At 60.9% G+C, this 24,322-nt stretch carries 21 protein-coding genes, 3 pseudogenes and 2 riboswitches; of the genes and pseudogenes, 10 read left to right on the forward strand and 14 right to left on the reverse strand.

The annotated features are described in order from the left end of the window. Window positions 1-14: 14 nt before the first annotated feature. Window positions 15-923: an SDR family oxidoreductase gene (locus BKP54_RS12850; RefSeq protein WP_057209914.1), complete on the reverse strand. Its 909-nt coding sequence runs from the start codon at window positions 921-923 to the stop codon at window positions 15-17. A gap of 89 nt (window positions 924-1,012) precedes the next feature. Between BKP54_RS12850 and BKP54_RS12855 the strand changes: the two genes are divergently transcribed. The 4 genes and pseudogenes from BKP54_RS12855 to BKP54_RS12870 all read left to right on the forward strand — a co-directional run. Then, window positions 1,013-1,612: a TetR family transcriptional regulator gene (locus BKP54_RS12855; protein ID WP_057221947.1), complete on the forward strand. Its 600-nt coding sequence runs from the start codon at window positions 1,013-1,015 to the stop codon at window positions 1,610-1,612. Window positions 1,613-1,707: 95 nt separating this feature from the next. After that, window positions 1,708-2,730 carry a serine hydrolase gene (locus tag BKP54_RS12860; protein ID WP_057221914.1) on the forward strand — a complete coding sequence of 341 codons (1,023 nt, stop codon included), beginning with the start codon at window positions 1,708-1,710 and terminating at the stop codon, window positions 2,728-2,730. Window positions 2,731-3,108: 378 nt separating this feature from the next. Beyond that, window positions 3,109-3,396, forward strand: a complete 288-nt coding sequence (locus BKP54_RS12865; RefSeq protein ID WP_084814496.1) for a YHS domain-containing (seleno)protein — start codon at window positions 3,109-3,111, stop codon at window positions 3,394-3,396. Further along, window positions 3,378-3,677, forward strand: a pseudogene (locus BKP54_RS12870) (CoA transferase); the annotation flags it as partial. The gene BKP54_RS12865 and the pseudogene BKP54_RS12870, both read left to right, overlap by 19 nt. Here BKP54_RS12870 and BKP54_RS12875 read toward each other — a convergent pair. The 7 genes and pseudogenes from BKP54_RS12875 to BKP54_RS12905 form a co-directional block, all read right to left on the reverse strand. Then, a pseudogene (locus BKP54_RS12875) lies at window positions 3,678-3,875 on the reverse strand (CoA transferase); the annotation flags it as partial. It abuts the pseudogene before it with no gap. A 135-nt stretch (window positions 3,876-4,010) separates the two neighbouring features. Beyond that, window positions 4,011-5,030, reverse strand: a complete 1,020-nt coding sequence (locus BKP54_RS12880) for a LacI family DNA-binding transcriptional regulator (protein ID WP_084814535.1) — start codon at window positions 5,028-5,030, stop codon at window positions 4,011-4,013. 123 nt (window positions 5,031-5,153) lie between these two features. Next, on the reverse strand, window positions 5,154-6,434 hold the full coding sequence (locus tag BKP54_RS12885) for a D-tagatose-bisphosphate aldolase, class II, non-catalytic subunit (protein WP_057209901.1): 1,281 nt from the start codon (window positions 6,432-6,434) through the stop codon (window positions 5,154-5,156). Between the two features lie 5 nt (window positions 6,435-6,439). After that, window positions 6,440-7,381: a sugar kinase gene (locus BKP54_RS12890; RefSeq protein WP_057209899.1), complete on the reverse strand. Its 942-nt coding sequence runs from the start codon at window positions 7,379-7,381 to the stop codon at window positions 6,440-6,442. Between the two features lie 19 nt (window positions 7,382-7,400). Beyond that, complete coding sequence (locus BKP54_RS12895; protein WP_057209896.1) at window positions 7,401-8,363, reverse strand: ABC transporter permease; 963 nt, start codon at window positions 8,361-8,363, stop codon at window positions 7,401-7,403. Continuing rightward, window positions 8,360-9,882 (reverse strand): annotated as a pseudogene (locus BKP54_RS12900) (sugar ABC transporter ATP-binding protein). Before BKP54_RS12900 ends, BKP54_RS12895 begins: the two are co-directional and overlap by 4 nt. Window positions 9,883-10,058: 176 nt before the next feature. Beyond that, on the reverse strand, window positions 10,059-10,949 hold the full coding sequence (locus tag BKP54_RS12905) for a substrate-binding domain-containing protein (RefSeq protein ID WP_025429326.1): 891 nt from the start codon (window positions 10,947-10,949) through the stop codon (window positions 10,059-10,061). 343 nt (window positions 10,950-11,292) lie between these two features. Here BKP54_RS12905 and BKP54_RS12910 point away from each other — a divergent pair, with 343 nt between their 5' ends. The 4 genes from BKP54_RS12910 (at window position 11,293) to BKP54_RS12925 (ending at window position 13,403) form a co-directional block, all read left to right on the forward strand. Further along, window positions 11,293-11,988 (forward strand): RNA polymerase sigma factor, encoded by a 696-nt coding sequence (locus BKP54_RS12910; protein WP_084814497.1) that lies wholly within the window; start codon window positions 11,293-11,295, stop codon window positions 11,986-11,988. Window positions 11,989-12,075: 87 nt separating this feature from the next. Then, complete coding sequence (locus tag BKP54_RS12915; protein WP_084814536.1) at window positions 12,076-12,600, forward strand: DUF4142 domain-containing protein; 525 nt, start codon at window positions 12,076-12,078, stop codon at window positions 12,598-12,600. Window positions 12,601-12,609: 9 nt separating this feature from the next. After that, the gene (locus BKP54_RS12920; protein WP_025429323.1) at window positions 12,610-12,930 is read left to right on the forward strand and encodes a cupredoxin family copper-binding protein; all 321 of its coding nucleotides are present in this window, start codon (window positions 12,610-12,612) and stop codon (window positions 12,928-12,930) included. Between the two features lie 188 nt (window positions 12,931-13,118). Next, a complete protein-coding gene (locus tag BKP54_RS12925; RefSeq protein ID WP_025429322.1) occupies window positions 13,119-13,403 on the forward strand; it encodes an acylphosphatase in 285 nt (94 codons plus the stop codon). An 83-nt stretch (window positions 13,404-13,486) separates the two neighbouring features. Here the strand turns inward: BKP54_RS12925 and BKP54_RS12930 are convergent, their stop codons facing one another. Next, window positions 13,487-14,191: a TetR/AcrR family transcriptional regulator gene (locus BKP54_RS12930; RefSeq protein ID WP_057210106.1), complete on the reverse strand. Its 705-nt coding sequence runs from the start codon at window positions 14,189-14,191 to the stop codon at window positions 13,487-13,489. 208 nt (window positions 14,192-14,399) lie between these two features. Between BKP54_RS12930 and BKP54_RS12935 the strand changes: the two genes are divergently transcribed. After that, window positions 14,400-15,596: a multidrug effflux MFS transporter gene (locus BKP54_RS12935; RefSeq protein ID WP_057209894.1), complete on the forward strand. Its 1,197-nt coding sequence runs from the start codon at window positions 14,400-14,402 to the stop codon at window positions 15,594-15,596. Between the two features lie 103 nt (window positions 15,597-15,699). Here the strand turns inward: BKP54_RS12935 and nrdF are convergent, their stop codons facing one another. Genes nrdF through nrdH form a run of 4 tightly spaced genes read right to left on the reverse strand, consistent with a single transcriptional unit; the run spans window position 15,700 to window position 19,484 of the window. Continuing rightward, window positions 15,700-16,689 carry a class 1b ribonucleoside-diphosphate reductase subunit beta gene (gene nrdF, locus BKP54_RS12940; protein WP_057209892.1) on the reverse strand — a complete coding sequence of 330 codons (990 nt, stop codon included), beginning with the start codon at window positions 16,687-16,689 and terminating at the stop codon, window positions 15,700-15,702. A 16-nt stretch (window positions 16,690-16,705) separates the two neighbouring features. Beyond that, window positions 16,706-18,859: a class 1b ribonucleoside-diphosphate reductase subunit alpha gene (gene nrdE, locus BKP54_RS12945; RefSeq protein WP_057222827.1), complete on the reverse strand. Its 2,154-nt coding sequence runs from the start codon at window positions 18,857-18,859 to the stop codon at window positions 16,706-16,708. Then, entirely contained in the window at window positions 18,829-19,245 is a 417-nt protein-coding gene (nrdI, locus tag BKP54_RS12950; protein WP_057222828.1) for a class Ib ribonucleoside-diphosphate reductase assembly flavoprotein NrdI, read from the reverse strand. The genes nrdE and nrdI overlap by 31 nt, the downstream gene beginning before the upstream one ends. Before the next feature lie 17 nt (window positions 19,246-19,262). Continuing rightward, the gene (nrdH, locus tag BKP54_RS12955; RefSeq protein WP_025429316.1) at window positions 19,263-19,484 is read right to left on the reverse strand and encodes a glutaredoxin-like protein NrdH; all 222 of its coding nucleotides are present in this window, start codon (window positions 19,482-19,484) and stop codon (window positions 19,263-19,265) included. A 301-nt stretch (window positions 19,485-19,785) separates the two neighbouring features. Next, window positions 19,786-20,012, reverse strand: a riboswitch (cobalamin riboswitch). Window positions 20,013-20,456: 444 nt separating this feature from the next. On the opposite strand from nrdH, the gene BKP54_RS35050 reads away from it, so the two are divergent. Next, window positions 20,457-21,128, forward strand: coding sequence for a hypothetical protein (locus tag BKP54_RS35050; RefSeq protein ID WP_128090410.1), 672 nt, complete (start codon window positions 20,457-20,459; stop codon window positions 21,126-21,128). A 178-nt stretch (window positions 21,129-21,306) separates the two neighbouring features. On the opposite strand, the gene metE is transcribed toward BKP54_RS35050, so the two are convergent. Continuing rightward, the gene (gene metE, locus BKP54_RS12965) at window positions 21,307-23,661 is read right to left on the reverse strand and encodes a 5-methyltetrahydropteroyltriglutamate--homocysteine S-methyltransferase (protein ID WP_057222830.1); all 2,355 of its coding nucleotides are present in this window, start codon (window positions 23,659-23,661) and stop codon (window positions 21,307-21,309) included. 97 nt (window positions 23,662-23,758) lie between these two features. Beyond that, window positions 23,759-23,979, reverse strand: a riboswitch (cobalamin riboswitch). Between the last annotated feature and the right edge of the window lie 343 nt (window positions 23,980-24,322).

Below are 24,322 nucleotides of genomic sequence, written 5' to 3' on the forward strand. Positions count from 1 at the left end.
TCGCGTGAGATGTTTCAGCGATAGCCCGTCGCGTCGGCGGGCTTGTTCTGCTCCATCACCTCGCGCATGTAACGCCAGCAATCGGGGCGCGAGCCGTCGAGGTCGGTGAAGCCGTATTCCTGGGCAAGGCTGCCGCTCGACAGCGATTGCCCGTTCCACCGGGCCTTCTGCGGATCCGCGGCCAGCGCCGCGATGGCGCGGCCGACGAAGCGTGGACTTTCGGAAATGACGAAATGCGGCTGGATCTTCGTTGCCTCTCGCCAGGTCTCTTCCGTCACTTGGAAATGCTCCAGCATCATTTCAGAGCGCATCCAGCCCGGGGTAATCGAGATGGCCGTGGCGCCGTACGGTTCCAGATCCTTGGCATGTGCCCAGGCCATGCGGTTGGCCGCGACCTTGGCGAGGTCGTAGAAGGGCGAGAGCCGATAATGCTCGGCATTGTACTCGGCCGTTCCGTCCGTCACCTCGACAAGCAGCCCGCCGCGATTTTCGATCATCAGCGGCAGGGCATGGTGGGCGGTGATCAGATGCGTGTCGATCGCCAGGCGCAACAGCTTCAAGCCGTTGTCGAGATCATGTTCCCATACCGCCTTGTTCCATTCGAAGAGGTTTTCTCCACCCCAGACGTCGTTGACGAGAATGTCGAGCCGACCGTGCTCGCGCCGGATGCGTTCGATGAGAGCCTTCACCTGCGTGGATTGCAGGTGGTCGACCTGCACCGCGACGCCTTCGCCGCCGAGTTCGCTGACGAGTTCCGCCGTCTCCTCGATGGTTTCGGGGCGCTTGTATTCCGACTGCTGGCTTCTCGTGGTGCGGCCGGTGACATAGACGGTTGCGCCCGCCGCACCGAGTTCGGCGGCAATGCCGCGTCCGCCGCCGCGAGTGGCGCCTGCGACCAATGCAATTTTTCCCTTGAGCGTCATATTTTCCTCCATCGGTGATCGAGGCCATCTGGTCGTGGCTATGAGAATAGGATATATAAACGATTATTCGGTTATTAATGCGAGTCAAGATGCCACGCCCCAAAACAATGCCTGATGAAGATGTGTTGGCAGCCGCGTTGGCGATCATGCATGCGAGCGGCCCGGAGGGCCTGACCTTCGCCGCTCTTGCCACGGGCACCGGGCTCTCCGCCTCCACCTTGGTCCAGCGGTTTGAGAACAAGCAGCACCTCGTTCGGCGCACGCTTTTGCAAGCCTGGGACGGGCTCGACCGATTGACTTCAGAGCTTTCCGCGACCTTGCCGAAGACACCGGAAGGCGCCGTCGATCTGCTCGTCGGACTGTCCGGCGACTATGGCGGCATCGAAACCTATGCCGACGGGCTTCGGATCCTGCGCGAGGATTTGCGCGATCCGGCGCTTCGCGCCCGCGGCGCGCGATGGCGCGATGCGCTCTCACAGGCGCTGGATGAACGCCTCTCCGGTCCATCGGGGCCGGTACCCGGCATTGGCCTCCTGATGGCGTCCCACTGGCAGGGGGCCCTGCTTTGGTGGAGTTTCGATCCGCAGATCCCGGTTGCGGATTTCGTCCGGCAGAGCCTGCGCCGTTTCGTGTCGGTCCTCGCCACAGGCGCATCCGCTCCACCGCTGCTTGAAGTGCTGCGCGACTGAGTCACGACAGGACCGGCCGGTCACCCGGCTTCAAATCCGCGTGACATTGCGCGCGGCCCCATGACGCGGCCGCGCATTCATCCTAGATCGAATGCATGATCAGGTTTGCTGCCGCATTTTTTTCTCTACTGCTGATGTGCTCGCTGGCGGTCGCACAGGATCGGCCACCGCTTGCGGCGCTGTTGGACGGCCTTGCGGCGCGCGACGACCTCAAGCCATTGAAAACCGTGATCGTCTCACAAGCTGGCTCTGTCCTTGCCGAGCGCGGCTACCGGGGCACCCGCCCTACGGACACCAACAACATCAAATCGGCTTCCAAATCGATCGTATCGGCTCTGGTCGGCATTGCGATCGACAAGGGCTTGCTTGAGGGCCCGGACCAGAAGATCGCTCCGATCCTCAAGCCGGACCTGCCGGCTTCGCCCGATCCGCGGCTTGAGGACATCACCATCGGCAATCTGCTTTCGATGCAGGCCGGTCTCGGAAGGATGTCCGGTCCGAATTACGGCCGCTGGGTGTCCAGCCGGAACTGGGTCCGCTCCGCACTCGCGCAGCCGTTCGACGACGAACCGGGCGGGCAGATGCTTTATTCGACCGCGTCCACCCATTTGCTCTCGGCAATCCTGACCAAGGTCAGCGGCAAGTCGACGCTTGCTCTCGCCCGCGAATGGCTTGGTCCGATCAAGGGTTTTCGCATCGATGCCTGGGACCGCGATCCCCAGGGCATCTATCTCGGCGGCAACCAGATGGCCATGAGTGCGCGATCTCTGCTTGCTTTCGGCGAGATTTACCGCAACGGCGGCAAAACGGCAGATGGAAGACAGGTGGTGCCGGCGCAATGGGTCGCACTTTCCTGGCAACCGCGCACCAATTCTCGGTTCTCCGGCGACATCTACGGCTACGGCTGGTTTCAGCGTCAGATCGCTGGCGAGACCGTGCATTTCGCCTGGGGCTATGGCGGCCAGATGCTCTATATCGTTCCGGCGTTGGATCTGACCGTGGTGATGACGTCTGAGGAGAGCGGCCCGTCGGCACGCACCGGTTACCGCGATGCGCTGCATCTGCTGCTCGGCGATATCATCGACACGGTCAGGGCGTCGCCGCGTCTCGGCGAATAGCTGCGTTTTCCACCCCATCACCGGCGAAACCTGCGGTGCCGGGTGCAGCCGCCGTGTCGCGTGCGTGGCTTCGTGCGGAGCGAACCTGCTGTGGATGAACGGCGTCTCCTTTTCCTGATGGGCTCGTGGGCCGCCGGCCGGCAAACGCAGGCTTGCACGGCAATTCAACGGCGCCGGCACCGGAGATATCGTGCGCGCCGAGCGCGGGACGGGCCGTCATTTTGTCGGACGCTGTAACGCGTCCCCCTGATCGTAGTCTAACGATCAAGAGAAATAGAGATCGCAGGAGAAACACCGGTTTCGCGCAGCCGATTCATTGGATGCGCCGTATGTCTGCAACCAGGAAGACGCAGCAATCTGTCAACGTGGAGAAGCACCATGACAATTCCCAGACCCCTCCTTGGAGCCCTTATCGTTGCTCAGCTGGCAACTGTCGCCGTGGCCGGAGAGATCAACGAGAAGAGCGGTGTGGCGATTTCGGGCTATGATCCGGTCGCATATTTCGTCCAGAGCAAGCCGGTTGAGGGCAAAGCGGACCTTGCCGTGACCTACCGTGATGCCCGCTTCCTGTTCGCCTCGGAGGAAAACCGCAAAGCCTTCGAAGCAAACCCGGGAAAATATGCGCCGCAGTATGGCGGCTTTTTGTTACCGGGTACGTTTTCCTGATCCAGGCCATGGGCGGCATCATGAGCATTACAGGCGAGCCGGACACGGCCGGTGGTTCTCCGGTCAAGACCGGCGTCGGGATAGCAGACGTGATGTGCGGCATGTACGCGACCGTAGGCATTCTGGCGGCGTTGCGCCATCGCGACCGCACAGGGCAAGGCCAGCAGATCGATCTCGCCCTCTACGACAGCCAGATCGCCTGGCTGATCAATGCGGCAACCAATCATCTGGTATCCGGGCGTGTGCCGGGCCGCATCGGCAACGCCCATCCTGCGGTGGCTGTAGGGGCCGGTCTGGCCAAATCCCGAGATCGAGCACCAGATCAGATCGGGCTTGATGGCTGCCAGATCCTCATAGGCAAGGCCGCGGCGCGCCAGATCGCCCGGCTTGTAATTTTCGACGACGATATCGGAAATCCGCGCCAGGCGACGCACGAGGTCGACGCCTTCCGGCGTGGCGATGTCGATTGCGATCGACTTCGTTAGTCATGGGGACTGAGTGTTAGACCGGAGCCGAGCGTCAAGTATTGACGTTTGTCTCGATTGTTCTCGGAGAGTTCAAAGATGGCTTCCGGCGTTGTTCTATCCAGACGAACACGTCTTGAAAGGGCACCGCTAGGCCGAGCCGCGCAGCATGATCTCGGCGCTGAGCAGAATGCGCTCGTCCGCGGGGAAGGCCTGGTCGTCGTTCTCAGTTTCGCCGAGCTTGAACAGTAGCAGCTCGATCGCCAGCCGGCCGATCTCGTTGTAGTTCTGCGCCACAGTCGTCAGCGGTGGACAGGTGTAGCGCGACAGCGGATGGTCGTCGTGGCCTGCCACCCGCAGGTCACTGTCCGGTTCGCGGCCGACCTTGACGCCGGACTGGAAGGCCGCCGCAATCACGCCGAAGGCAACGCGGTCGTTGGCGCACAGCACCGTCTTCGTCGGAAAACCGCCTTCTCCCAGAATGCGCAGCGTTTCGTCGTAGCCGAACTTTTCGAAATCCCACGAGGCGTTCGGCGCCGTCGGCACGATGACGGGATCCTCCATCTTCAGCTGCTGCATCGCCTCCTCATAGGCGTGTTGGCGGGCGAGCGCGTTGTTGTTGACCGGCGGCATGCCGAAGTAGCAGGGCGGTGCGCCGGACCGGCAGAGATAATCGACCATCAGCTTGAAGCTCTGGCGGTTGTCCGTGCCGACGAAGGAGGAACTGCCGTCGAGCGGCGAGTCGACATAAACAAGCGGGATGCTCTCGCCGAGCGAGGTGAGTTTTTGGTGATGGGACTGGACGCCGAGCGGGGCGATGATCGCGCCGGCGACATTCATCGACTTGAAGGTTTCGATGGCGCGCTCTTCCATCTCCGGCTTGCCGTCGGAGGAGAGAACGAAGGCGAGAAAGCCCGCCTGGTTGGCGATATGTTCGATCCGCCGCGTCAGCGCCATGTAGAACGGGTCGGTCGAATTGGGAACGATGACGCCAAGAATATTGGTTCGCCGCCGGTTGAGATTGACGGCGAAGATGTTGGGCCGGAAGCCGGATTGCTTGATCGCGGCCTCGATGGCGTCGCGGGTCTTCTTGCGAACCGAAGTCGGATCGTTGAAGTATTTGGAGACAGTGGGGCGCGACAAACCGACGAACTCCGAAAAATCCTCCATCGTCTTGATTTGTCTGTCCACGGTCGAAGCGCCCCCATTCTTCTTTTGGGTTTCGTTTATAGATTTATTTCCGAGGGATAGGCAGTGTCGACTACGAAATATTCACGGAATGAACGGTCGGATCTATCCTTTGCAGGCGGTGAAGTAATCCTCCAGAACCGCATCGACGGCGGCAATCGCCAGGGCCTTTGCTTGCGGCGGCACCTGACCGTCTCGCACGCGCTCGTAACTGCCCGAAAGATACTGGCTGATCAGCGTCTCGGGGATGGTGACGCCATCGAGCAGGCGAAGAAGCTCTTCCACTGCAGTCGCGACCTTCGGGTGCGGCCAGTAATAGCGGATGCGGTCGCTGTAGGAGAAATGGCGCTGAAGACGCAGCGCGTCGGGCGAGCCGTGATAATACTTGCCCCAGTTGCCCGGCTCCTCGCGCATGACCTCTTCGGTGACCTCGGCCAGCGTTTTGGATCGCGCATCGGGAAACAGGAACGCGGCGATCTGGTCGAGCCCGTAAAGCGCTTCACGCAATGCAAACGTGAGGCCGGGGCCGACCTTGAGGATGGCAAAACCATCCGTCACCAGATCACGAAGTGCTTCTTGCGTCTGGTAGTCGGTGGAATGCGCCTCGAAGACGAGGCCGTTTAGCTCGGCCAGGCTTGCGCTCAACTGAGCGGCCCTCGGCCGGTCATAGGCGATCACGTTCTCGTTGCCGAATTCGACGCCCGGCTGGACGACGGCGCCGACAACCCGGGAGAAGGCCTCGCCGGCACCTGCATCGCTGAACGCCTGCCGATGAATATCGACGGTCTCGACGGCTGCTTCGGGTGCGGTAACTTCGAGCGTATCCAGTTCCTCGAGCGCGCCGCCGGGAACAGGCACCTCGGTGCCGATGATGTAGACCGGGGCGATGCCGTTACGTCCGCGGATGGCATCTTCGGCGGCGGCGGCAAGCCGCGCGGCACGCAACGCCGTCGTCGCATCGGGAAGGGCGACGGGTTCGCCGGCGCAGCCCATGCTGGTATCGAGATGCAGCTTGGTGAAGCCGGCCGCGGCATAGGCGCGGATCATCGCTTCCGCCTTGTCCATCGCCTCATCGGCCGGCAGATGTTTCCACGGGTTGGGGCCGAGATGGTCTCCGCCGAGGATGATGTTTTCGATCGGGAAGCCGGTCTTTGCGGCGATCTCCCCGACGAAACGGGTGAAATCGGCGGGCGTCATGCCGGTATATCCGCCGTCTTGATTGACCTGGTTGCAGGTCGCCTCGATCAAGAGATGGGTGTCTTCCCTAAGGGCACGCAGCATTGCGGCCTCGATGACCAGCGGATGCGCCGAGCAGATCGAAGGAATACCGCGCAGGCCCGGACGGTCGCGCCACTGGGCAATGTCGATCAGATAATTGGGTTTCATGGTCTTCAATCCTTTCGCGCGCTGATGAAGGCTTCGAGTTCTGCTCTCGTCGATGCGCCCTCCATCGGGCCGGAGATCATCACGGCGCGAGCGCCCGACGCGTTGGCGAGTTCAAGCGCTTCGCGGGGGCTGGCGTCATTCAGCCAACAGGTGACGAAGGTGGCGCCGAAGCAGTCGCCCGCGCCGGTCGGATCGATCTCTTCGACGGCAAAGCCGGGCAGGGAGAGCGTCGTTTCCGCATCGAAGTAGCTGGCGCCTTCGGCGCCGCGCTTGACCACGATGACCCTGATGCCGGAGGCGAGAAGTTCGGCGATGGCGTCCGCCTCGGTTTTCGCTTCAGTGAACAGGAAGAGTTCGGCGCCGCTCGGCAGGAACACGTCGGTCTTGGCAAGGACTGTCCTCAGCGCTTCCCGCATCCCCGGGCTTTCGAGGATTTCTGCGCGAAGGTTCGGATCGAAGGAGACCGTGCCACCGGCTGCCTTGATGATGTCGATTGCGGCGAGAATGCTCTCGACCACGCTCGGAGCGTAGAGCGACGACCCCATCACATGCAGGTGGCTGCAGCTTTGAACCAGCGCGATTGCGTTGTCATCGAGGGAAATGGTGCCGCAGGCGCTGTCGCGGATGTTGAAGACGAAGGCACGGCTGCCGTCATGACGGTAGCGAACGAAGGCGCTGCCGGTTGTGGCGAGCGGATCGACCGCGATGCCGGAGGTATCGACGCCGTCCGCCTCAAGGCGGGCGAGGTTGACGTGACCGAAGTCGTCGCCGCCAACGCGGGAAATGATCGCGCTCGCCTGGCCGAGCTTGCCGACCTGGTCGATGAAGATGGCGGGCGCGCCGGAAGGGAAAGGCCCGACCAGTGGTGTCGCCTGCCGGAAGCCGTCGCCCTTTTCGGTGGCGATGATCTCGACGAGGATCTCGCCGATCGTCAGTATCTTGTGCATGGGTTTCACTCGTGCCGGGTCAGCGCTTTGCCTGTTTGGCGCGAACGTCGAGCCAAACGGCGACAAGGATCACGAGGCCCTTGACGATGAGCTGGTAGAAATAGGGGATGGAAAGCATGTTCATGCCGTTGTTCATCACGCCGATGATGAGCGCGCCGATGAGCGTGCCGACCATGGTGCCGACACCGCCAGCAAGCGAGGTGCCGCCGAGAACGGCCGCGGCGATGGCATCGAGCTCGTAGCTCATGCCGGCATTGGTCTGGGCGGAAAAGAGGCGCGAGGAGAGCAGCACGCCGCTGATCGCCGCCATCACGCCCGAGATCATGAAGATGATGATCTTGAGGCGATCGACCTTGATGCCGGAATAAACAGCCGCTTCGCGGTTGCCGCCGGTAAGATAGGCGCGACGACCGAAGCTCGTCTTGCTGAGCACGATCTGGTTGATGACGAAGAGCACGGCAACGACCCAGATGATGGTGGGCAGGCGGAGGAAGCTCTCGGTGCCGATGGCGGTCCATGTCGCGTTGTCGATCATCGCCGGCGCGCCGTTGGTCGGCAGGCTGACGAGGCCGCGATAGATGCCCATCGTGGCGACGGTGACGATGAACGACGGCAGTAGCAGTTTTGCCGTCAACACGCCGTTGAGCATCCCCATCAGCGCGCCCGCCACGATAGTTACCGCGAGTGCCGGGCCGAAGCCGAGCCCGAAGGCGAAACATTGCGCCCCGACCATGCCGGCGACTGCGATGATCGAGCCGACCGACAGGTCGATCTCACCGAGCAGGATCACCCAGGTCATGCCGAAGGCGGCAATCGCGATCACGGCCACCTGCTGCAGGATGTTCATGAAGTTGACGACCGACATGAACCGGGGATTGAGGAACGAGAAGATGACGCAGAGCATCACCAGCGAGAGGAAGATGCCGCCATATTGCTTCAATGCCCTGACGAGGGCGGCCTGGGCTGCAGTTTGCTGGGTCATGATTGGAAACCTGTCGCGTGCGCCATGATCGTTTCGGGGGTAAGGTCGGTGCCGGCGAGGGTCGCGCCGAGCACGCCTTCATGCATGACGACCACGCGGTCGCTCATTCCAAGCACCTCCGGCAGCTCGGAGGAGATCAGCAGGATCGCCGTTCCTTCGGCCGCCAGCTGGCGATGATCTTGTAGATTTCGAATTTCGCGCCGACGTCGACGCCGCGGGTCGGCTCGTCGAGGATCAGCACCTTCGGCCGGGTCAGGAGCCATTTGGCGAGCACGATCTTCTGCTGGTTGCCGCCGCTGAGAGAGCCTGCCGGCGTGTCGAGCGAGCGCGTCTTGATGGCAAGCCTGCCGACCTCGGCTGCCGCTGCCTTGCGCTCGGCGCTGCCGCGGGTAAAGCCAAACGGGCCGGTGAAGTCAGGCAATGCCGCCATGGAAATGTTCCACTCGACGCTGTGCCCGAGCACGAGGCCTTCTTCCTTGCGGTTTTCGGTGACGAAGCCGATGCCGCGGGCAATCGCTTCGGCCGGCGAGCGGAAGCGAACCTCCTTGCCGTCGAGGCGAACCGTGCCGCTCGCGTTCTTCATGCCGAACAGTGCGTTCATCACTTCGGAGCGACCTGAGCCGACGAGGCCGAAGAAGCCGAGGATCTCGCCGGCGCCGACCGTGAAGGAAATATCGGCGAATTCCTCGTCGCGCGTCAGACGCTCGACCGCCAGGACCGGAGGCTGATCCGAAGTAATCTCCGTCGAGCGAACGTGGATTGGGGGCGGATAGATCTCCTCCATCCGACGGCCGACCATCAGCGCAATCAGCGCCTCGATCGTGACGTCGTTGCGATCGTGAGTGGAGACATACTCACCATCGCGGATGACGGTGATGTCGTCGCTGAGCCGCATGATCTCTTCCATGCGGTGGGAAATATAGATGACCGCGACGCCGCGGCTTTTCAGCCGGCCGATGATGTCGAACAGGATCTCGGCCTCGCTGTCGCTGAGCGACGAGGTCGGCTCGTCGAGAATGACGACCTTTGCCTCATGGCTGAGGCCCTTGGCGATCTCGACCAGCTGCCGCTGGGCGATCGAGAGATTGCCGACCTTCTCGGTGACGTCGATCGGCAGCCCGAGTTCAGCGACGATCGACCTTGCCCTGGCAACGAGCGCCTTATCGTTGATGAAGCCGAACTTGCGCGGCTCGCGCGTCGCCAGAATATTCTCCGCCACCGTCAGGTTGTTGCAGAGGCTCAATTCCTGGAACACGATCGCAAGCCCGAGCGCTGCTGCCTGCTGCGGGTTGGTGGGGCGATAGGGTTGATTGTCGAGGGTAATGTCGCCTGACGTCGCGCTGTGAACGCCGGCAAGAATTTTCATCAATGTCGATTTGCCGGCACCGTTTTCGCCGAGCAGCGTATGCACGCGGCCGCGGCGGACATCGAGCCGCATGCTCTTCAACGCGGCAACCTGCCCGAATGACTTCGTGACATTGCTGATCTTGAGAACGGTGTCCGTGGTCGAACCATGCATGGCGGCCTCCTTGGATCGCGCCGAGAAGCGCCTCCGGGCTGCAGCGCAACGTGTCTCATCAGACGCGCAAAGGTCGCTGTAGCACTTCGAATTGCTGCCCGTTTTTGTCGGCAGCAGGCGGAGGCGTTCGTCGTGTTGGTGCCGCCGCCCTCGGGCGGCGGCTGTCCTGGGAGGACTTACTTTGCGGTGTAGACGCCGGGCACGATCGGCTGTTCGGCCGGAACCTGTTCGCCGGCGGCAACCTTGACGGCAGTGTCGACGGCCTGCTTGCCCATCTGGTCGGGGAACTGCTGGATCACGCCGACCATCACCGGGTTGGTGTCGACAGCGTCGCGGGCTTCCTTCATGCCATCGAAGCCGATGACCTTGACCTGGGATTCGAGGCCCGCCGCCTTGACGGCAACCGCTGCAGCAAGCGCTGCGTCATCACCGAAGCCGAAAATGCCGGTGATGTCAGGGTTGGCCTGCAGCATGTTCTGTGCCGCTGCGAGTGCTTCGGCGCGGGTGATGCCGGTCTGGATGGCGACGATTTCCATCTCCGGATGCTTGGCGATCGCTTCCTTGAAGCCGTTGACGCGGTTCACGACCGACTGGACGGTTGGGTAGTCGATAACGGCGACCTTGCCCTTGTTCTCGAGAACCTTTGCCATCAGTTCGCCAGCCTTGACGCCGCCGGTGAAATTATCGGTGCCGATATGCGAGGTGACGGTCGCGCCGTTGGCAGGCACGTCGACGGTGATCACCTTGATGCCGGCCTTCTCGGCCTTTTCGATCGCGGCGCGCACGCCCTGGCTGTCGACCGGCGAAATGACGATCACGTCAACGCCCTTGACGATGAAATCCTCGACGTCGGCGAGTTGCTTGTTGAGATCCTGGTTGGCAATCGCAACTTCGAGCGCGACGTTCTTCTCTTTCGCCTCGGCTTTCATCGCGTCGGCAAGCTCGATGTAGAACGGATGCTGCTGGGTCAAGAGCGAGGCGCCGATGCCTTCGGCCGATGCGGCGGAAGCAATCAGGGTCAGTGCCGTGCCGGCGACAAGCGCCTTGAGAATACGGGGCATGTTCATGGGTTTCCTCCCTTGGAAACGATGTGGGCCTTTGGTCTTGGCGGCCAAGCAGGAGGGGCCTCCCATCACCGTCTTGGCGATGATGTAAAAACCATAAAACTTTGCGCGCGTCAATTTTTAAAAGTACGCGATGAAAAGAATAACAGGGTAACGCGAGAAATTTAGACGCCTCTCGCTTGAGTGGTCGGCAGGCCATTCGACGTCAGGCGGCCAAGGCAGGACCACAATGGCGCAACCGCATTCTCTGAAGAGGTTCCAAAAAGAACGGCACGGTGTCTGCAATTGGAAAAATGACGGGAACCTTTGGCGGAACCGTGCATCTAATGCTGCGGGAGGCTCGGCCATGGCAGACATTCGAACAGGCGCGCTGGCGATCACGGACCCGACCGCGGATGTGGCACTGGCGCAAAGGGCGATCGCCGGTGACGGGCAAGCCTTCCTAGCGATCATGCAGGTTCACAACCAGCGCCTCTACCGCATTGCCCGAGGCGTCGTTCGAAACGACAGTGAAGCCGAAGACATCGTGCAGGAAGCCTATGTGCTGGCCTTTGCGCATCTCGCAAGCTTTCGTGGCGAATCGTCGCTTGGAACCTGGCTGTCACGCATCGTCATCAACGAGGCGCTCGGCCGGTTGCGCCGGGGACGCCGCAAAGCCGACGCCCTGGGCTCGATCGGCGATGGCCGCAATGCGACGATCATCCAGTTCCCGCTGCCGGCAAGTGCCGATGATCCCGAACGCACGATGGCGCAGCGGCAGATCCTGCAACTCGTCGAACGGGCGACCGACAATCTGCCCGATATCTACAGAACGGTTTTCGTCGCGCGGGTGATAGAGGGGCTGAGCGTGGAGGAAACGGCTGATCTGCTTGGGTTACGCCCCGAGACGGTCAAGACACGGTTGCATCGGGCGCGGCAGCTGGTGCGCAAACAGTTGCATGAGCAGATCGGCCCGGTTTTGCTCGATGCTTTCCCCTTTGCCGGGCGGCGCTGTGCGCGGCTGACCGCGGCGGTCATGAAGCGGCTTGGCCTTTCCAGCTGACCGGCGGGAACCTTTGCGGGCAGGCGGCATCCAATGGATGTCAACTGCAAACAGGGTCCGCGCCCTGCGCGGAACAAGGAGGTTTCCATGAACATTCGGCCAATGACCGCGCTCGTCACGCTTTGCCTGCTCGGGCTTGTGATCCCGGCACAGGCAGCGGATAAGCCGACCGACCCACAGATCGCTCACATCGCCTATACGGCCGGAGTGATCGATGTGGAAAATGCCAAGCTTGCGATCTCGAAGTCCGGCAACAAGGACGTCGTTTCGTTTGCCGAAGATATGATGCGCGACCATGAGGCGGTGAATACGCAGGCGCTCGATCTCGTCAAGAAACTCAAGGTGACGCCGGAGGACAACGATACCAGCAAGGCGCTCTCGAAAGCAGCTGACGACGAACGTGCCAAGCTTGCCACGCTCGACGGCGCGAGCTTCGATAAAGCCTATGTCGACAATGAAGTCGCCTACCACAAGCAGGTGAACGGAGCCCTGGAGACCCTGCTCATTCCATCGGCCAGCAATTCCGAACTTAAGGCACTGCTTGAGACCGGCTTGAAGATCTTTCAAGGCCACCAGCAGCATGCAGAACATGTTGCCGCATCGCTGAAGTAGGGCGCAGCCATGCGATCCGGGTTTTATCTCGTTGCCATTGCCGGGCTCCTGCTCGGCAATGGCGCAGTGGATGCTCAAGCAGAGACAATCCGCGTGACGATCGAAAAAATGGCGTTTGTTCCCGCAGAGATCGAGGCACGCATCGGCGACACGATCGAGTGGGTCAACAGGGACATCCTCGTCCATACAGCGACCGTGAAGGGTGGTTGGGAGGTGTTGATCCCGGCGAAGAAGACCGCAAGTCTCGTCGTGCGGGAGGCGGGGCTGATCGATTATTATTGCCGCTTTCATCCCAACATGAAGGGACGCATTTTGGCGGCGGCGCCATAGGAAATTTCCAGGAGAACTGCGAAGCGGTCTTCCGTCCGGAAATGCGTCAAAACAAGGCGACGGAGCCATTCCGCAACTTCGCCCGATGTGGAAACGGCCCGGCGTCGCAGGCGCCCGCAACGTCAGGTGGCTTGTCTTTGTTCGCCTTCGCTCCAGTTTCTCTTCTATAACAAAAAACAGGTGCGATCATGATCAGAGAGCGCAAGGCGATGCTGGTTCGTGTCAGCGGAAGGGTACAGGGCGTCAGCTTCCGTATCTGGACCCGCCGCGAGGCCGAGCGCCTCGGCGTGACCGGCTGGGTGCGCAACGAGCGCGACGGATCGGTGGCGGCGATGATCGTCGGCTCCGATGCTGCGCTCGCAAACATGGTCGAGCGGCTCTGGATGGGGCCGGCGGATGCCTCTGTCGTCAGCGTCGAAACCGAACCGGTCGCCCTGCCCGATCCGGTGCAGGGGTTCCAGATCACTGGTTAGGTGATCGGAGATGCGGAGGGGCGTTGGTCTTAGGTGCGTCGCGAAGACGTCAGGGTGACTGAATTGGTCAGAGCGACTGGCGGTCAAGCCGATTGGTCGAGGCGACCGGCTTTTTTCTGGGCTCGTTCGGTCTCGACCCTGCCATAGGCGCGCAGGAAGGTCCTGACGGCGTTGCGGGCAGAGGTCTGCAATTGCTCCTCCGTTGGAGCTTCGCCAAAAGGACCGGCTATCTGCATGTCCGCCTTGATCAAGGCCAGGAATTGCCGAGCGGCCAAGTCGAGGTCGTCGATCTCAAGCGGGGCCGCGTGGGCAAGCCGGGCAAACAGTGCCGAGAGTGCCGCGCCGATCTTGCCCGGTCCCTGTTCGCGCCAGATCCTGATCAGCTCGGGATATCGCTCTCCCTCGGTCTCGACCAGCTTCTGGATGAACTTGCCGTCCTGATTGCAGATGCAGTTCCTGTTGAGGCGCACTGCAAAGGCAGTGAGGTCGTCCTCGAGATTGTCTGCCCGTTGCGGGAAGGTCGCGAGGATCGAGAACAGCGCGGCGTTGGTTCGGTCGAGGATATCCTGCACCACCGCCATGAACAGCGTCTCTTTTTCGCGGTAGTGATTGTAGATGGTCTGCCTGGAAACACAGGCTTCCGCGGCGATTTCGTCTATGCTGGCGCCGGAAAAGCCTTCGCGGCAGAAGACCTCTGCGGCGGCGTCGAGGATCGAGATGCGTTTGGCGCATTGACCCTTCTGGGTGGGGCCACCGGCGGTCGGCAAGGCGGCTTGTCGTTTTTTCATGATCCGACGATAGGACATGTTGACGGTTTGGACAATAGTGTCTAATTTGACATGTGTGTCCAAAATTATGGACCACATAGGTCAGCGCAGGATGCGTCTCCCGGACGTTCGATCCTGGCACGACCGGCTCATTCCAGTTTCAATCCCGGCGGCAACGAATGCAGGCGCGCGTCCTCGTTCGTTTCGCGACCTCTGAAAGATCATCACCATGACGGCGTCCTTTCTACGCACTGCCATAGTCCTCGGTCTGATTTCAGCGATCGGGCCTTTCGCAATCGACATGTATCTCCCCGCGCTGCCGTCGATCGGCAAGGATCTCGCCGCAGAGACCGGTGTCGTGCAGCTTAGCCTGCTCGCCTTCTTCATTTCCTTTGCAATTTTCCAGCTCGTCTATGGCCCACTCTCGGATATGTGGGGCCGCAAGGCGCCGCTCTATCTCGGCATCGGCCTGTTCGCGCTGGCCAGCATCGGCTGCGCGCTCGCGACCGATATCGAAACGCTCATCGCCTTCCGCTTCCTGCAAGGTATTGGCGGTGCCGCCGGCATGGTCATTCCGCGCGCCATCGTTCGTGACATGCACACCGGCGTTCAGGCGGCACGCCTGATGTCGCTGCTGATGCTGGTGTTCAGCATCTCGCCGATCCTGGCGCCTCTGACTGGCAGCGCCGTCATCGAGTTCTACGGCTGGCGCGGCGTTTTCTATGCCGTCATGATCGCAGCCTTCATTGGCCTGATCCTGCTGTCGACCCAATTGGCTGAGACCCGTCCGAAGAAGGACAGGGCCGACAGCAATTTCGGCAGCGCGATTGCCGCCTACCGGCTGCTTCTGAGCGACCGGAACTTCCTGACGCTCACCTTCATCGGTGGCCTCGGCATTTCGAGCTTCCTCGTCTACCTCGCAAATTCGCCCTTCGTGCTGATCGATCATTATGGCCTGACGCCGACGCAATACAGCTTCGCCTTCTCGATCAACGCGGTATCGTTCTTCGCGGTCTCGCAGGCAACGGGTTGGCTTGGCGATCGTTTCGGTCTCGTCCGGGTCATGCAGCTTGCCGTCGCCGGCTTTGCCTTGACCATGGCCAGCATGTTCATCGTCATGAGCCTCGGCTTCAACCAGTTGCCGGTCATGGCCGTATTCCTGTTCGTCGGCTACGGTGCGCTCGGTCTGGTCATCCCGACCTCCGCGGTGCTGGCGCTCGAGGATCACGGCGAGATTGCCGGCACGGCATCGGCGCTGATGGGGACGCTGCATTTTGTCACGGCGGCTGTCGCCATGATCGTTGCTGCCGTCTTCTTCAACGGAACGGCGCTTCCGATGGCCGCGGGCATTGCGATTTGCGCGGTCAGCGCGTTCCTGCTGACACAGGCAACCATCGGCCGCAGCCGTGTCGTGCCGGCGGAGTAACACCACCTCGCTTCGCGCAGTTGAAACAGGACGGCCGGTGAAGACCTTCTCGTCTTCACCGGCCGCTTTGCTATTGGCTCAGCAACGGAGTGCGGCGCGCTTGTCAGAAATCCCAGTCTTCGTCTTCGGTCGCAACCGCCTTGCCGATGACATAGGAGGAGCCTGACCCCGAAAAGAAGTCGTGGTTCTCGTCGGCATTCGGCGACAGCGCCGACAGGATTGCCGGATTGACCTTGCAGGCGTCGGCCGGAAACAGCGCCTCATAGCCGAGGTTCATCAGTGCCTTGTTGGCGTTGTAATGCAGGAACTTCTTCACGTCCTCGGTCAGGCCGACGCTGTCGTAAAGCGACTCGGTATATTTCGCCTCGTTGTCGTAGAGTTCGAGCAGCAGGTCGAAGGCGAAATCCTTCATCTCCTGCCGACGCTCGTCGCTTAACCGCTCCAGGCCCTTCTGGAACTTGTAGCCGATGTAATAGCCGTGCACCGCCTCGTCGCGAATGATGAGGCGGATCATGTCGGCGGTGTTGGTCAGCTTGGCGCGGCTCGACCAGTACATCGGCAGATAGAAGCCGGAGTAGAACAGGAAGCTCTCGAGGAAGACGCTGGCAATCTTGCGCTTCAACGGATCCGCTGTGCGATAGTGCTCGAGAATGAGCGCCGACTTCTTCTGGAGGTGTTCGTTCTCCTCCGACCAGCGATAGGCGTCGTCGACGTCAGGCGTCGAGCAAAGCGTCGAGAAGATCGAGGAATAGGAGCGGGCATGCACCGCCTCCATGAAGGAGATGTTGGAATAAACAGCTTCCTCATGCGGCGTGATCGAGTCCGCCATCAGCGTCGGCGCGCCGATGCTCGTCTGAATCGTGTCGAGCAGGGTCAGGCCGGTGAAAACGCGGATCGTCAGCTGCTGCTCTTCCGGCCGAAGTGCTGCCCAGGAGGGAATGTCGTTGGAGAGCGGCACCTTTTCCGGCAGCCAGAAATTGCCGGTGAGCCGGTTCCAGACCTCGAGGTCCTTGTCGTCCTCGATACGGTTCCAGTTGATGGCGCGCACGGCCCGCGGGCTCTTGGGCGCCTTGGTCTTCACTTGGATGTTCATCGTGTTCCCCGGAGTATCACAGTGCGCAGGAGACGCAGCCCTGCACTTCCGTGCCGGACAGTGCCATCTGACGAAGGCGGATGTAGTAGATCGTCTTGATGCCCTTCTTCCAGGCATGGATCTGCGCGCGGTTGATGTCGCGGGTCGTCGCCGTATCCTTGAAGAACAGCGTCAATGACAGGCCCTGGTCGACATGCTGGGTCGCCGCCGCATAGGTGTCGATGATCTTCTCCGGGCCGATCTCATAGGCATCTTGATAGTAGTCGAGATTGTCGTTGGTCATGAAGGCGGCCGGATAGTAGACACGGCCGATCTTGCCTTCCTTGCGGATCTCGATCTTCGAAACGATCGGGTGGATGGAGGAGGTCGAATGGTTGATGTAGGAGATTGAGCCGGTCGGCGGCACCGCCTGCAGGTTCTGGTTGTAGAGGCCGGAGGTGATCACCGCCCTCTTGAGTTCCAGCCAGTCTTCCTGCGTCGGGATCTGCACACCAGCGGTTTCAAACAGTTCGCGCACCCTCTCGGTTGCCGGCTTCCATTCCTGCTCGGTGTATTTGTCGAAATACTCGCCGGAGGCGTATTTCGAGTTCTCGAAGCCCTTGAAGCTCGACCCGCGTTCGACCGCGATGCGGTTCGAGGCGCGGATGGCGTGGTAGGTCACCGTGTAGAAATAGATATTGGTGAAGTCGATGCCTTCTTGCGAACCGTAATAGACGCGTTCGCGGGCGAGATAGCCGTGCAGGTTCATCTGGCCGAGGCCGATCGCATGGCTGTCGTCATTGCCCTTCTCGACGGAGGGAACCGAGGCGATATGGCTCATGTCGGAGACCGCGGTCAGCGCCCGGATCGATGTCTCGATCGTCTTGCCGAAATCGGACGAATCCATCGCGGCGGCGATATTCAGCGAGCCGAGATTGCAGGAGATGTCCTTGCCCAGGTGCTTGTAGGACAGGTCGTCATTGTACTCGCTGGCTTCGCTGACCTGGAGGATTTCTGAGCAGAGGTTGCTCATGGTGATGCGGCCGGCGATCGGGTTGGCGCGGTTCACCGTGTCTTCGAACATGATGTAGGGATAGCCCGACTCGAACTGGATTTCGGCCAGCACCTGGAAGAACTCGCGCGCCTTGATCTTCTTCTTGCGGATCCGGCTGTCGGCGACCATTTCCCGGTATTTTTCCGTGACCGAGATGTCGGTGAAGGCAACGCCGTAGACACGCTCCACGTCATAGGGCGAGAACAGGTACATGTCCTCGTTGTTCTTGGCGAGTTCGAAGGTGATGTCGGGAACGACGACGCCCAGCGACAGCGTCTTGATACGGATCTTCTCGTCGGCGTTCTCCCGCTTGGTGTCGAGGAAACGCATGATGTCGGGGTGGTGGGCGTTGAGATAGACGGCGCCGGCACCCTGGCGGGCGCCAAGCTGGTTGGCGTAGGAGAACGAATCCTCCAGCAGCTTCATCACGGGAATGATGCCGGACGACTGGTTTTCGATCTGCTTGATCGGGGCGCCGGCCTCGCGGATGTTGGTGAGCGACAGCGCCACGCCGCCGCCGCGCTTCGACAATTGTAGCGCCGAATTAATGCCGCGCGCGATACTCTCCATGTTGTCCTCGACCCTGAGCAGAAAGCAGGAGACGAGCTCGCCGCGCTGCCTCTTGCCGGCGTTGAGGAAGGTCGGGGTCGCAGGCTGGAAGCGACCGGAGATGATCTCGTCGACCATGTCGCGCGCCAGCGCCTCGTCGCCGCGCGCCAGCGTCAGCGCCACCATGCAGACCCGGTCCTCGTAGCGCTCGAGGTAGCGCTTCCCGTCGAAGGTCTTCAGCGTGTAGCTGGTGTAATATTTGAAGGCGCCGAGAAAGGTCGGGAAACGGAACTTCTTGTCATAGGAGTGATCGAACAGGTCGCGCACGAAGTTGAACGAATACTGGTCGAGAATCTCCTGCTCGTAGTAGCCCTCGGTGACGAGGTAATCGAGTTTTTCGCGCAGGTTATGGAAGAACACAGTGTTCTGGTTGACGTGCTGCAGGAAGTACTGCTTTGCCGCCAACCGGTCCTTGTCGAGCTGTATCCGGCCGTCCTCGTCATAGAGGTTCAGCATGGCGTTCAGCGCGTGGTAATCGAGCGCCGATTCCGTCGCCTTCAAGGGGCGTTCGAGTGTTGAGACGTCCAAAATCGTTCCATCCCGTTTTTGACATTGGCGACGTCCTCATCGGTTCCCAACAGTTCGAACCGGTAGAGATAGGGCACCTGGCACTTGGCCGAGATCACGTCGCCGGCGATCCCGTAGGTCGCGCCGAAATTGCTGTTGCCCGCGGCAATCACGCCGCGGATGTGGGAGCGGTTGTCCGCATTGTTGAGGAAGCGGATCACTTGTTTGGGCACGGCACCCCGACCGTCGTCGCCGCAATAGGTCGGGACGACGAGCACATAGGGTTCGTGCACGTCGAGCGGCGCGTCAGTCGTGCTGACGGGAATGCGTCTGGCGCGCAGGCCGACCTTGCCGACGAAGCGATGGGTGTTTTCCGAGCGGGTAGAAAAATAGACGATCAGCCCCATCGCGCCGTACCTCGGCTTCAGGACAGCGCGCTGATCTTGTCGGGGCGGAAGCCTGCCCAGTGCTCCGGACCGGCGATGACGACGGGAACCTGCATGTAGCCAAGGCCCTTGACCGTCTCGAACGCGTCCTGGTCGACCGAAATGTCGATCACCTCGTAGTTGACGCCCTGGCGGTCGAGCGCGCGATAGGTTGCGGTGCACTGGACGCAGGCGGGCTTGCTGTAGACGGTGACGTTCATTTCTTCCTCGTTTGGTCGGCTGGATCTGGGCATGAAAAGGCATGCGGATACGCACAAGCGATCCGGCGAAATGCAGGACTGGCAGGATGACCGCTTGCTCGGGTCGAGAAGACCCGGGCGCGGTTGTTCGTCAGATTCGCGGCTTCCCGCGCCTCTTCATTGGCGAATGATAGGAATTCGATGACGCGGACATGACTTCACCCCGAAGTTGAAGACGGCGCTTCCGGGGAGACGTCGAGACGATCAGGCAGGTTTCATCCTGCCCCATGCACACCTCTGACCTCTCCGGACACCCCGCCCGTGGACGTTTATCGATCGAGGCAGGTCTCCTGGCTCACGGGTCGGTGCTTCTGTCCGGACCTTCCCGAAGCATCATGCTTCAGTGGCCGAATGCTGGACAGTTGCTCGCCGTTTACAGTTGCGGGGGCAGCCACGGCTTAGCCAAGCGAAATCGCTACGACGGCACCGTATTCCCATCTTCGCTCCCAATCCTTGCGAATCGGGAGAACCTCGAACACTAGATATAGTATATGTCGGGAAAATTGCGTCAATAGGTTCCATGTCGAAGCCACCTGGGAGGCGGACAATATTTTTTCGGGTGTGGATAGCGGGGAGTAAACGACAAGTGTCGGCGAAGCCTGTGGATGGCGGCACACTCATCTCGTGAGTGCCGCCAGTTGGGAACGTGACCGTGCCATTCAGATCGTGAGCGCCGGTCGAAGCTTTTGCGGCCCAGGACTTGATATTCACAGGGCCCGCGATGGGTCCGCGCCATCGGTGCGATCTTACCGGCATCAGGTGTGGCACGATGTTGGCGTTCGAAGCGAGCTGGGGAGATAAGGTTGTGTTAGTCTCCGCGCTCTCGCTTCGGGTGCGGTCAGGTGCTATGGCGAGTGCGGGCAGACGATCGTGAAGTGTAGGGCATGCGCTTCCTGGCGTTCAAGGCTGGCCCCAGCTTGTAGGGTTTGTTCTGTGACTGAAAGAAGCATCGTCAGGCAATATTTCTTTTTGGCCGGGCTGGCTGTTGTGTGCAGCATTCCTGCTCCCGCTTACGCCTCTCAAAATAATGACTTTTTTGGCCCAATGCGTGGTGAAGTCTTACATTTTGTACCCTTTCCAGAGTATATTGGAATTGGTCTAAGTGGCGGATCATTAAATCAAAGAGACGTGGCATTCTCTGTCATAAAATTGCTAGCCGTTGCGGCGAGAGTTGATACGAGACCAGAAACGAAACTTGGGAAGAGTTCAATTAGTATAATTTTTGAAAATAAAATTATTGTCAGCGGGAAAATAGACTATAAAAAATTGGCCTCGTTCCATTTCGATGGGGATGTCAAGAGTATTTTGGATGGTTCTGCGAATGCCGGTTCTGGCGACTGCGCATCCTATATCAATTTCTCAGAGGACGGACTATTCGATAGAGGGCTCGTTATAGCGAACGATGATGTAAGAGAATTGGAGCTAGCGACTTGTGTTGCCGATGCGCAAGCTCACGTGTTTGGAGTCAGCACGCGAAGTTCTAACAACAAGGATTTTTCCCGCTTCCTGACAAGGATAATGAATCTTGTTGAACAGAAGTGGAAGTGCCTCGACGCAGGGATAACGGAAGCAACGTGCAAGTTTGTGGATGGACCGGGCGAGTAAATAGAGGCGACGCCGTCGAGGTGTAATTTGCTTGAGATATCGGCATGGCTCGATGGCGGGTTCATAATGCCTCTGAGGTAGCCTTCGATCAAATTTCATTGCCCGTTTGTCCAAGGCTGCACCCAGGTGGCAGGCGCCGGGGGTTCCCCCGGCGCCGTCTCGATAGTGCTGTCGCCCATCATGCGTTTGCGGCTTCTCGCCGGGCGGCAGCAAAGGATCGCCGCAGCGCTTGCGCCGCCTGCACCATGTTGACGAGTGCCGGGCGAACTTCCTCCCACCGCCTTGTTTTCAGACCACAATCCGGATTGACCCAGATCTGCGCCGGCGTCAGACCGTCGGTCGCCTGTTCGATCAGATGCACCATCTCGTTGACAGTGGGTACCCGCGGCGAGTGGATGTCGTAGACGCCGGGGCCGATCTCGTTCGGATAGGCCTGATCGATAAAGGCGCCGAGCAACTCCATCTTCGAGCGCGAGGTTTCGATGGAGATGACATCGGCATCCATTGCCGCAATCGCCGCCATGATGTCGTTGAACTCCGAGTAGCACATGTGGGTGTGGATCTGGGTTTCGTCACCGACGCCGGAGGCGCTGATGCGGAAGCACCCGACCGCCCAGTCGAGATAGGCCTTTCGATCGGCCTGTCTCAGTGGCAGTCCCTCGCGCAGCGCCGGTTCGTCGATCTGGATCACGGCGATACCGGCCGTTTCCAGGTCGGTGACTTCGTCGCGCAGCGCCAGTGCGATCTGCCGGCATACGATCGACCGGGGCAGGTCGTCGCGCACGAACGACCATTGCAGCATCGTCACCGGGCCGGTGAGCATGCCCTTCATCGGCTTGTCCGTCAGCGACTGCGCATAGGTTGCCCAATCGACCGTCATCGGGTTCGGGCGCGAGACATCGCCGAAGATGATCGGCGGGCGTACGTAGCGCGAGCCGTAGCTCTGCACCCAACCGCTCTGAGTGAACCCATAGCCGGAGAGCTGCTCGCCGAAATACTGCACCATGTCGTTGCGCTCGAATTCGCCGTGCACCAGCACCTCGATGCCGATTTCCTCCTGCCAGCGCACGGCCTTCTCCGTCTCCTGGCGCAGGTAGGCGAGGTAGTCGACATAGCTGAGCTCGCCCTTGGCATGCAGCGATCGTGCCTGGCGCACCTCTGACGTCTGCGGGAAGGAGCCGATCGTCGTCGTCGGGAAGAGCGGCAGTGCCAGCCTGTCTTCGTGCCGGCGCCGGCGCGTTGCAAAACTCGATTGACGGCGGCTGTCTGCTGCCGTCAGGTTCTTCAAGCGTCCGGCAACGAGTGGATCGTGGACCTTGAGCGAGGTCAGCCGTGCCTCGACCGCAGCAATCGATTTTGCAAAGACCTGCTCGGGATTGGCCAGGCCCGGCTCGAATGCGCGGGCAAGCAGGCTGAGTTCGTCCAGCTTCTGCAGGGCGAAGGCAAGCCAGGAGCCGAGCTCCGGATCGAGCGCTCGTTCGAGATCGAGGTCGATTGGCACGTGCAGCAGCGAGCACGACGGTGCAAGCTCGATGCGATCGCGGCCATGCGCCTCGATCAACGGCTGCAGCCGGCGGAAGAGGCCGGCAAGATCGGTACGCCACACATTGCGGCCATCGACGACGCCGAGCGACAGCACAAGCTGTGCCGGTACCGTCTGAAGTAGCAAGTCGAGCTGTTGCGGCGCCCGCACGAGGTCGACATGCAGCCCGGCAACCGGCAGCGAAAGGGCTGTCGGCATGTTGTCACTGACCGCGCCGAAATAGGTCGCGAGCATGATTTTCAACTGCGGAAGTTCCGAGGCGAACGTCTGGTAGGTCAGCGCCAGCGCCTGGCGTTCCCGCTCAGTGAGATCGAGCACCAGGCATGGCTCGTCGATCTGCACCCATTCGACGCCGGCTTCCCCAAGCTCGGTGAGAAGCTTCGTATAAACAGGCAGCAGCCGCTCGATCAGATTGATGGTGTCGAATCCGCCGGCAAGCGCCTTGCCCAGTTTCAGGAAGGTGACGGGGCCGAGGACGACAGGGCGGGTGACATGCCCGAGCGCCTTGGCTTCGAGGAAGGCGTCAAGCGGCGCATTGCGCGTCAGCTCGAAGCGCTGATCCTCCGCGAATTCCGGAACCATGTAGTGGTAGTTCGTGTCGAACCACTTGGTCATCTCCAGCGCCTGGTTGCCCCCGTCGGGCCCGCCATGCGTGCAACCGGACGCGCAGGCGGCAGTCGTCGAACCGCGCGCCATGGCGAAATAGGCGTCGAGGTCGACCGGGCCGCCCTTCCAGCCATAGGCCGGTGGCACCGCACCAACCAGCACTGATGTGTCGAGAACCTGGTCGTAAAGCGAGAAGTCGTTCGATGGAATGATCTGGATCCCACGCGCCTTTTGCGCGGCCCAGTTTTCGGCCCGCAGCCTGGCGGCGACGTCGAGCAGGTCCTGTCTCTCGATCTTGCCGGCCCAATAGCGCTCCAGCGCGAACTTCAGTTCACGGTGGCTGCCGATACGTGGAAAGCCGAGATTGGCTGTCTTGATGGTCATTTCCTTACCCCGAAGGTTGTGGGCAAGGCTTTGAATGCGACGCATCCACGACCGAGACTGGCTCGCTCGTCAAGGCGACACATCGGACACCCCGCCCGTGGACGTTATCTATCGCGGCAGGTCTCCTGGCTTGCGGGTCAACACGAACCGTCCCGTCTTCCCGAGGCGTCTCCCTCAGTGACATCATTGGACGACCGCTCGCCGCTTACAGTTGCGGGGGCAGCTCCGGCATGAGCGCCTTGCGGCGCCGCACCGAATTCCCTCTTAGCTCCGGCCTGTCGTCAGACGAGCCGCAGAACCACGATTGTTCGACAATGCCCCGCAAAGTCGACGGCGTCAATCGTATAAAGAAATGTTTATGTCTTTATTTTCTCCATTCGGCCGAGGTCGAAAGTTTGTCGCAAGGGCGGCGACGCGACTTCATCATTTGGCGTCTGCGGCGAAAGGGCACCGCCCGGATCAGAGCCCGCTACGTGCTGCCACGGATCAGCAACATCGCCCGCGCGCGCCCGGATGCTGTCATTGTCTCGCGTCAGGCCGATGTCCCTCAGTTGGAACTCGCTGAATGTATCGATGGTCGTCGTGGCGTCGGCAGCTCTCTTGGCCGAAGTCCAGACGTGGAGGATGATCGATCGCAGTGCGCTAAGCATTGCTAACCCCT

Source organism: Ensifer sp. 1H6 (assembly GCF_001976035.1).
Classification (GTDB): Bacteria; Pseudomonadota; Alphaproteobacteria; order Rhizobiales; family Rhizobiaceae; genus Ensifer; species Ensifer canadensis.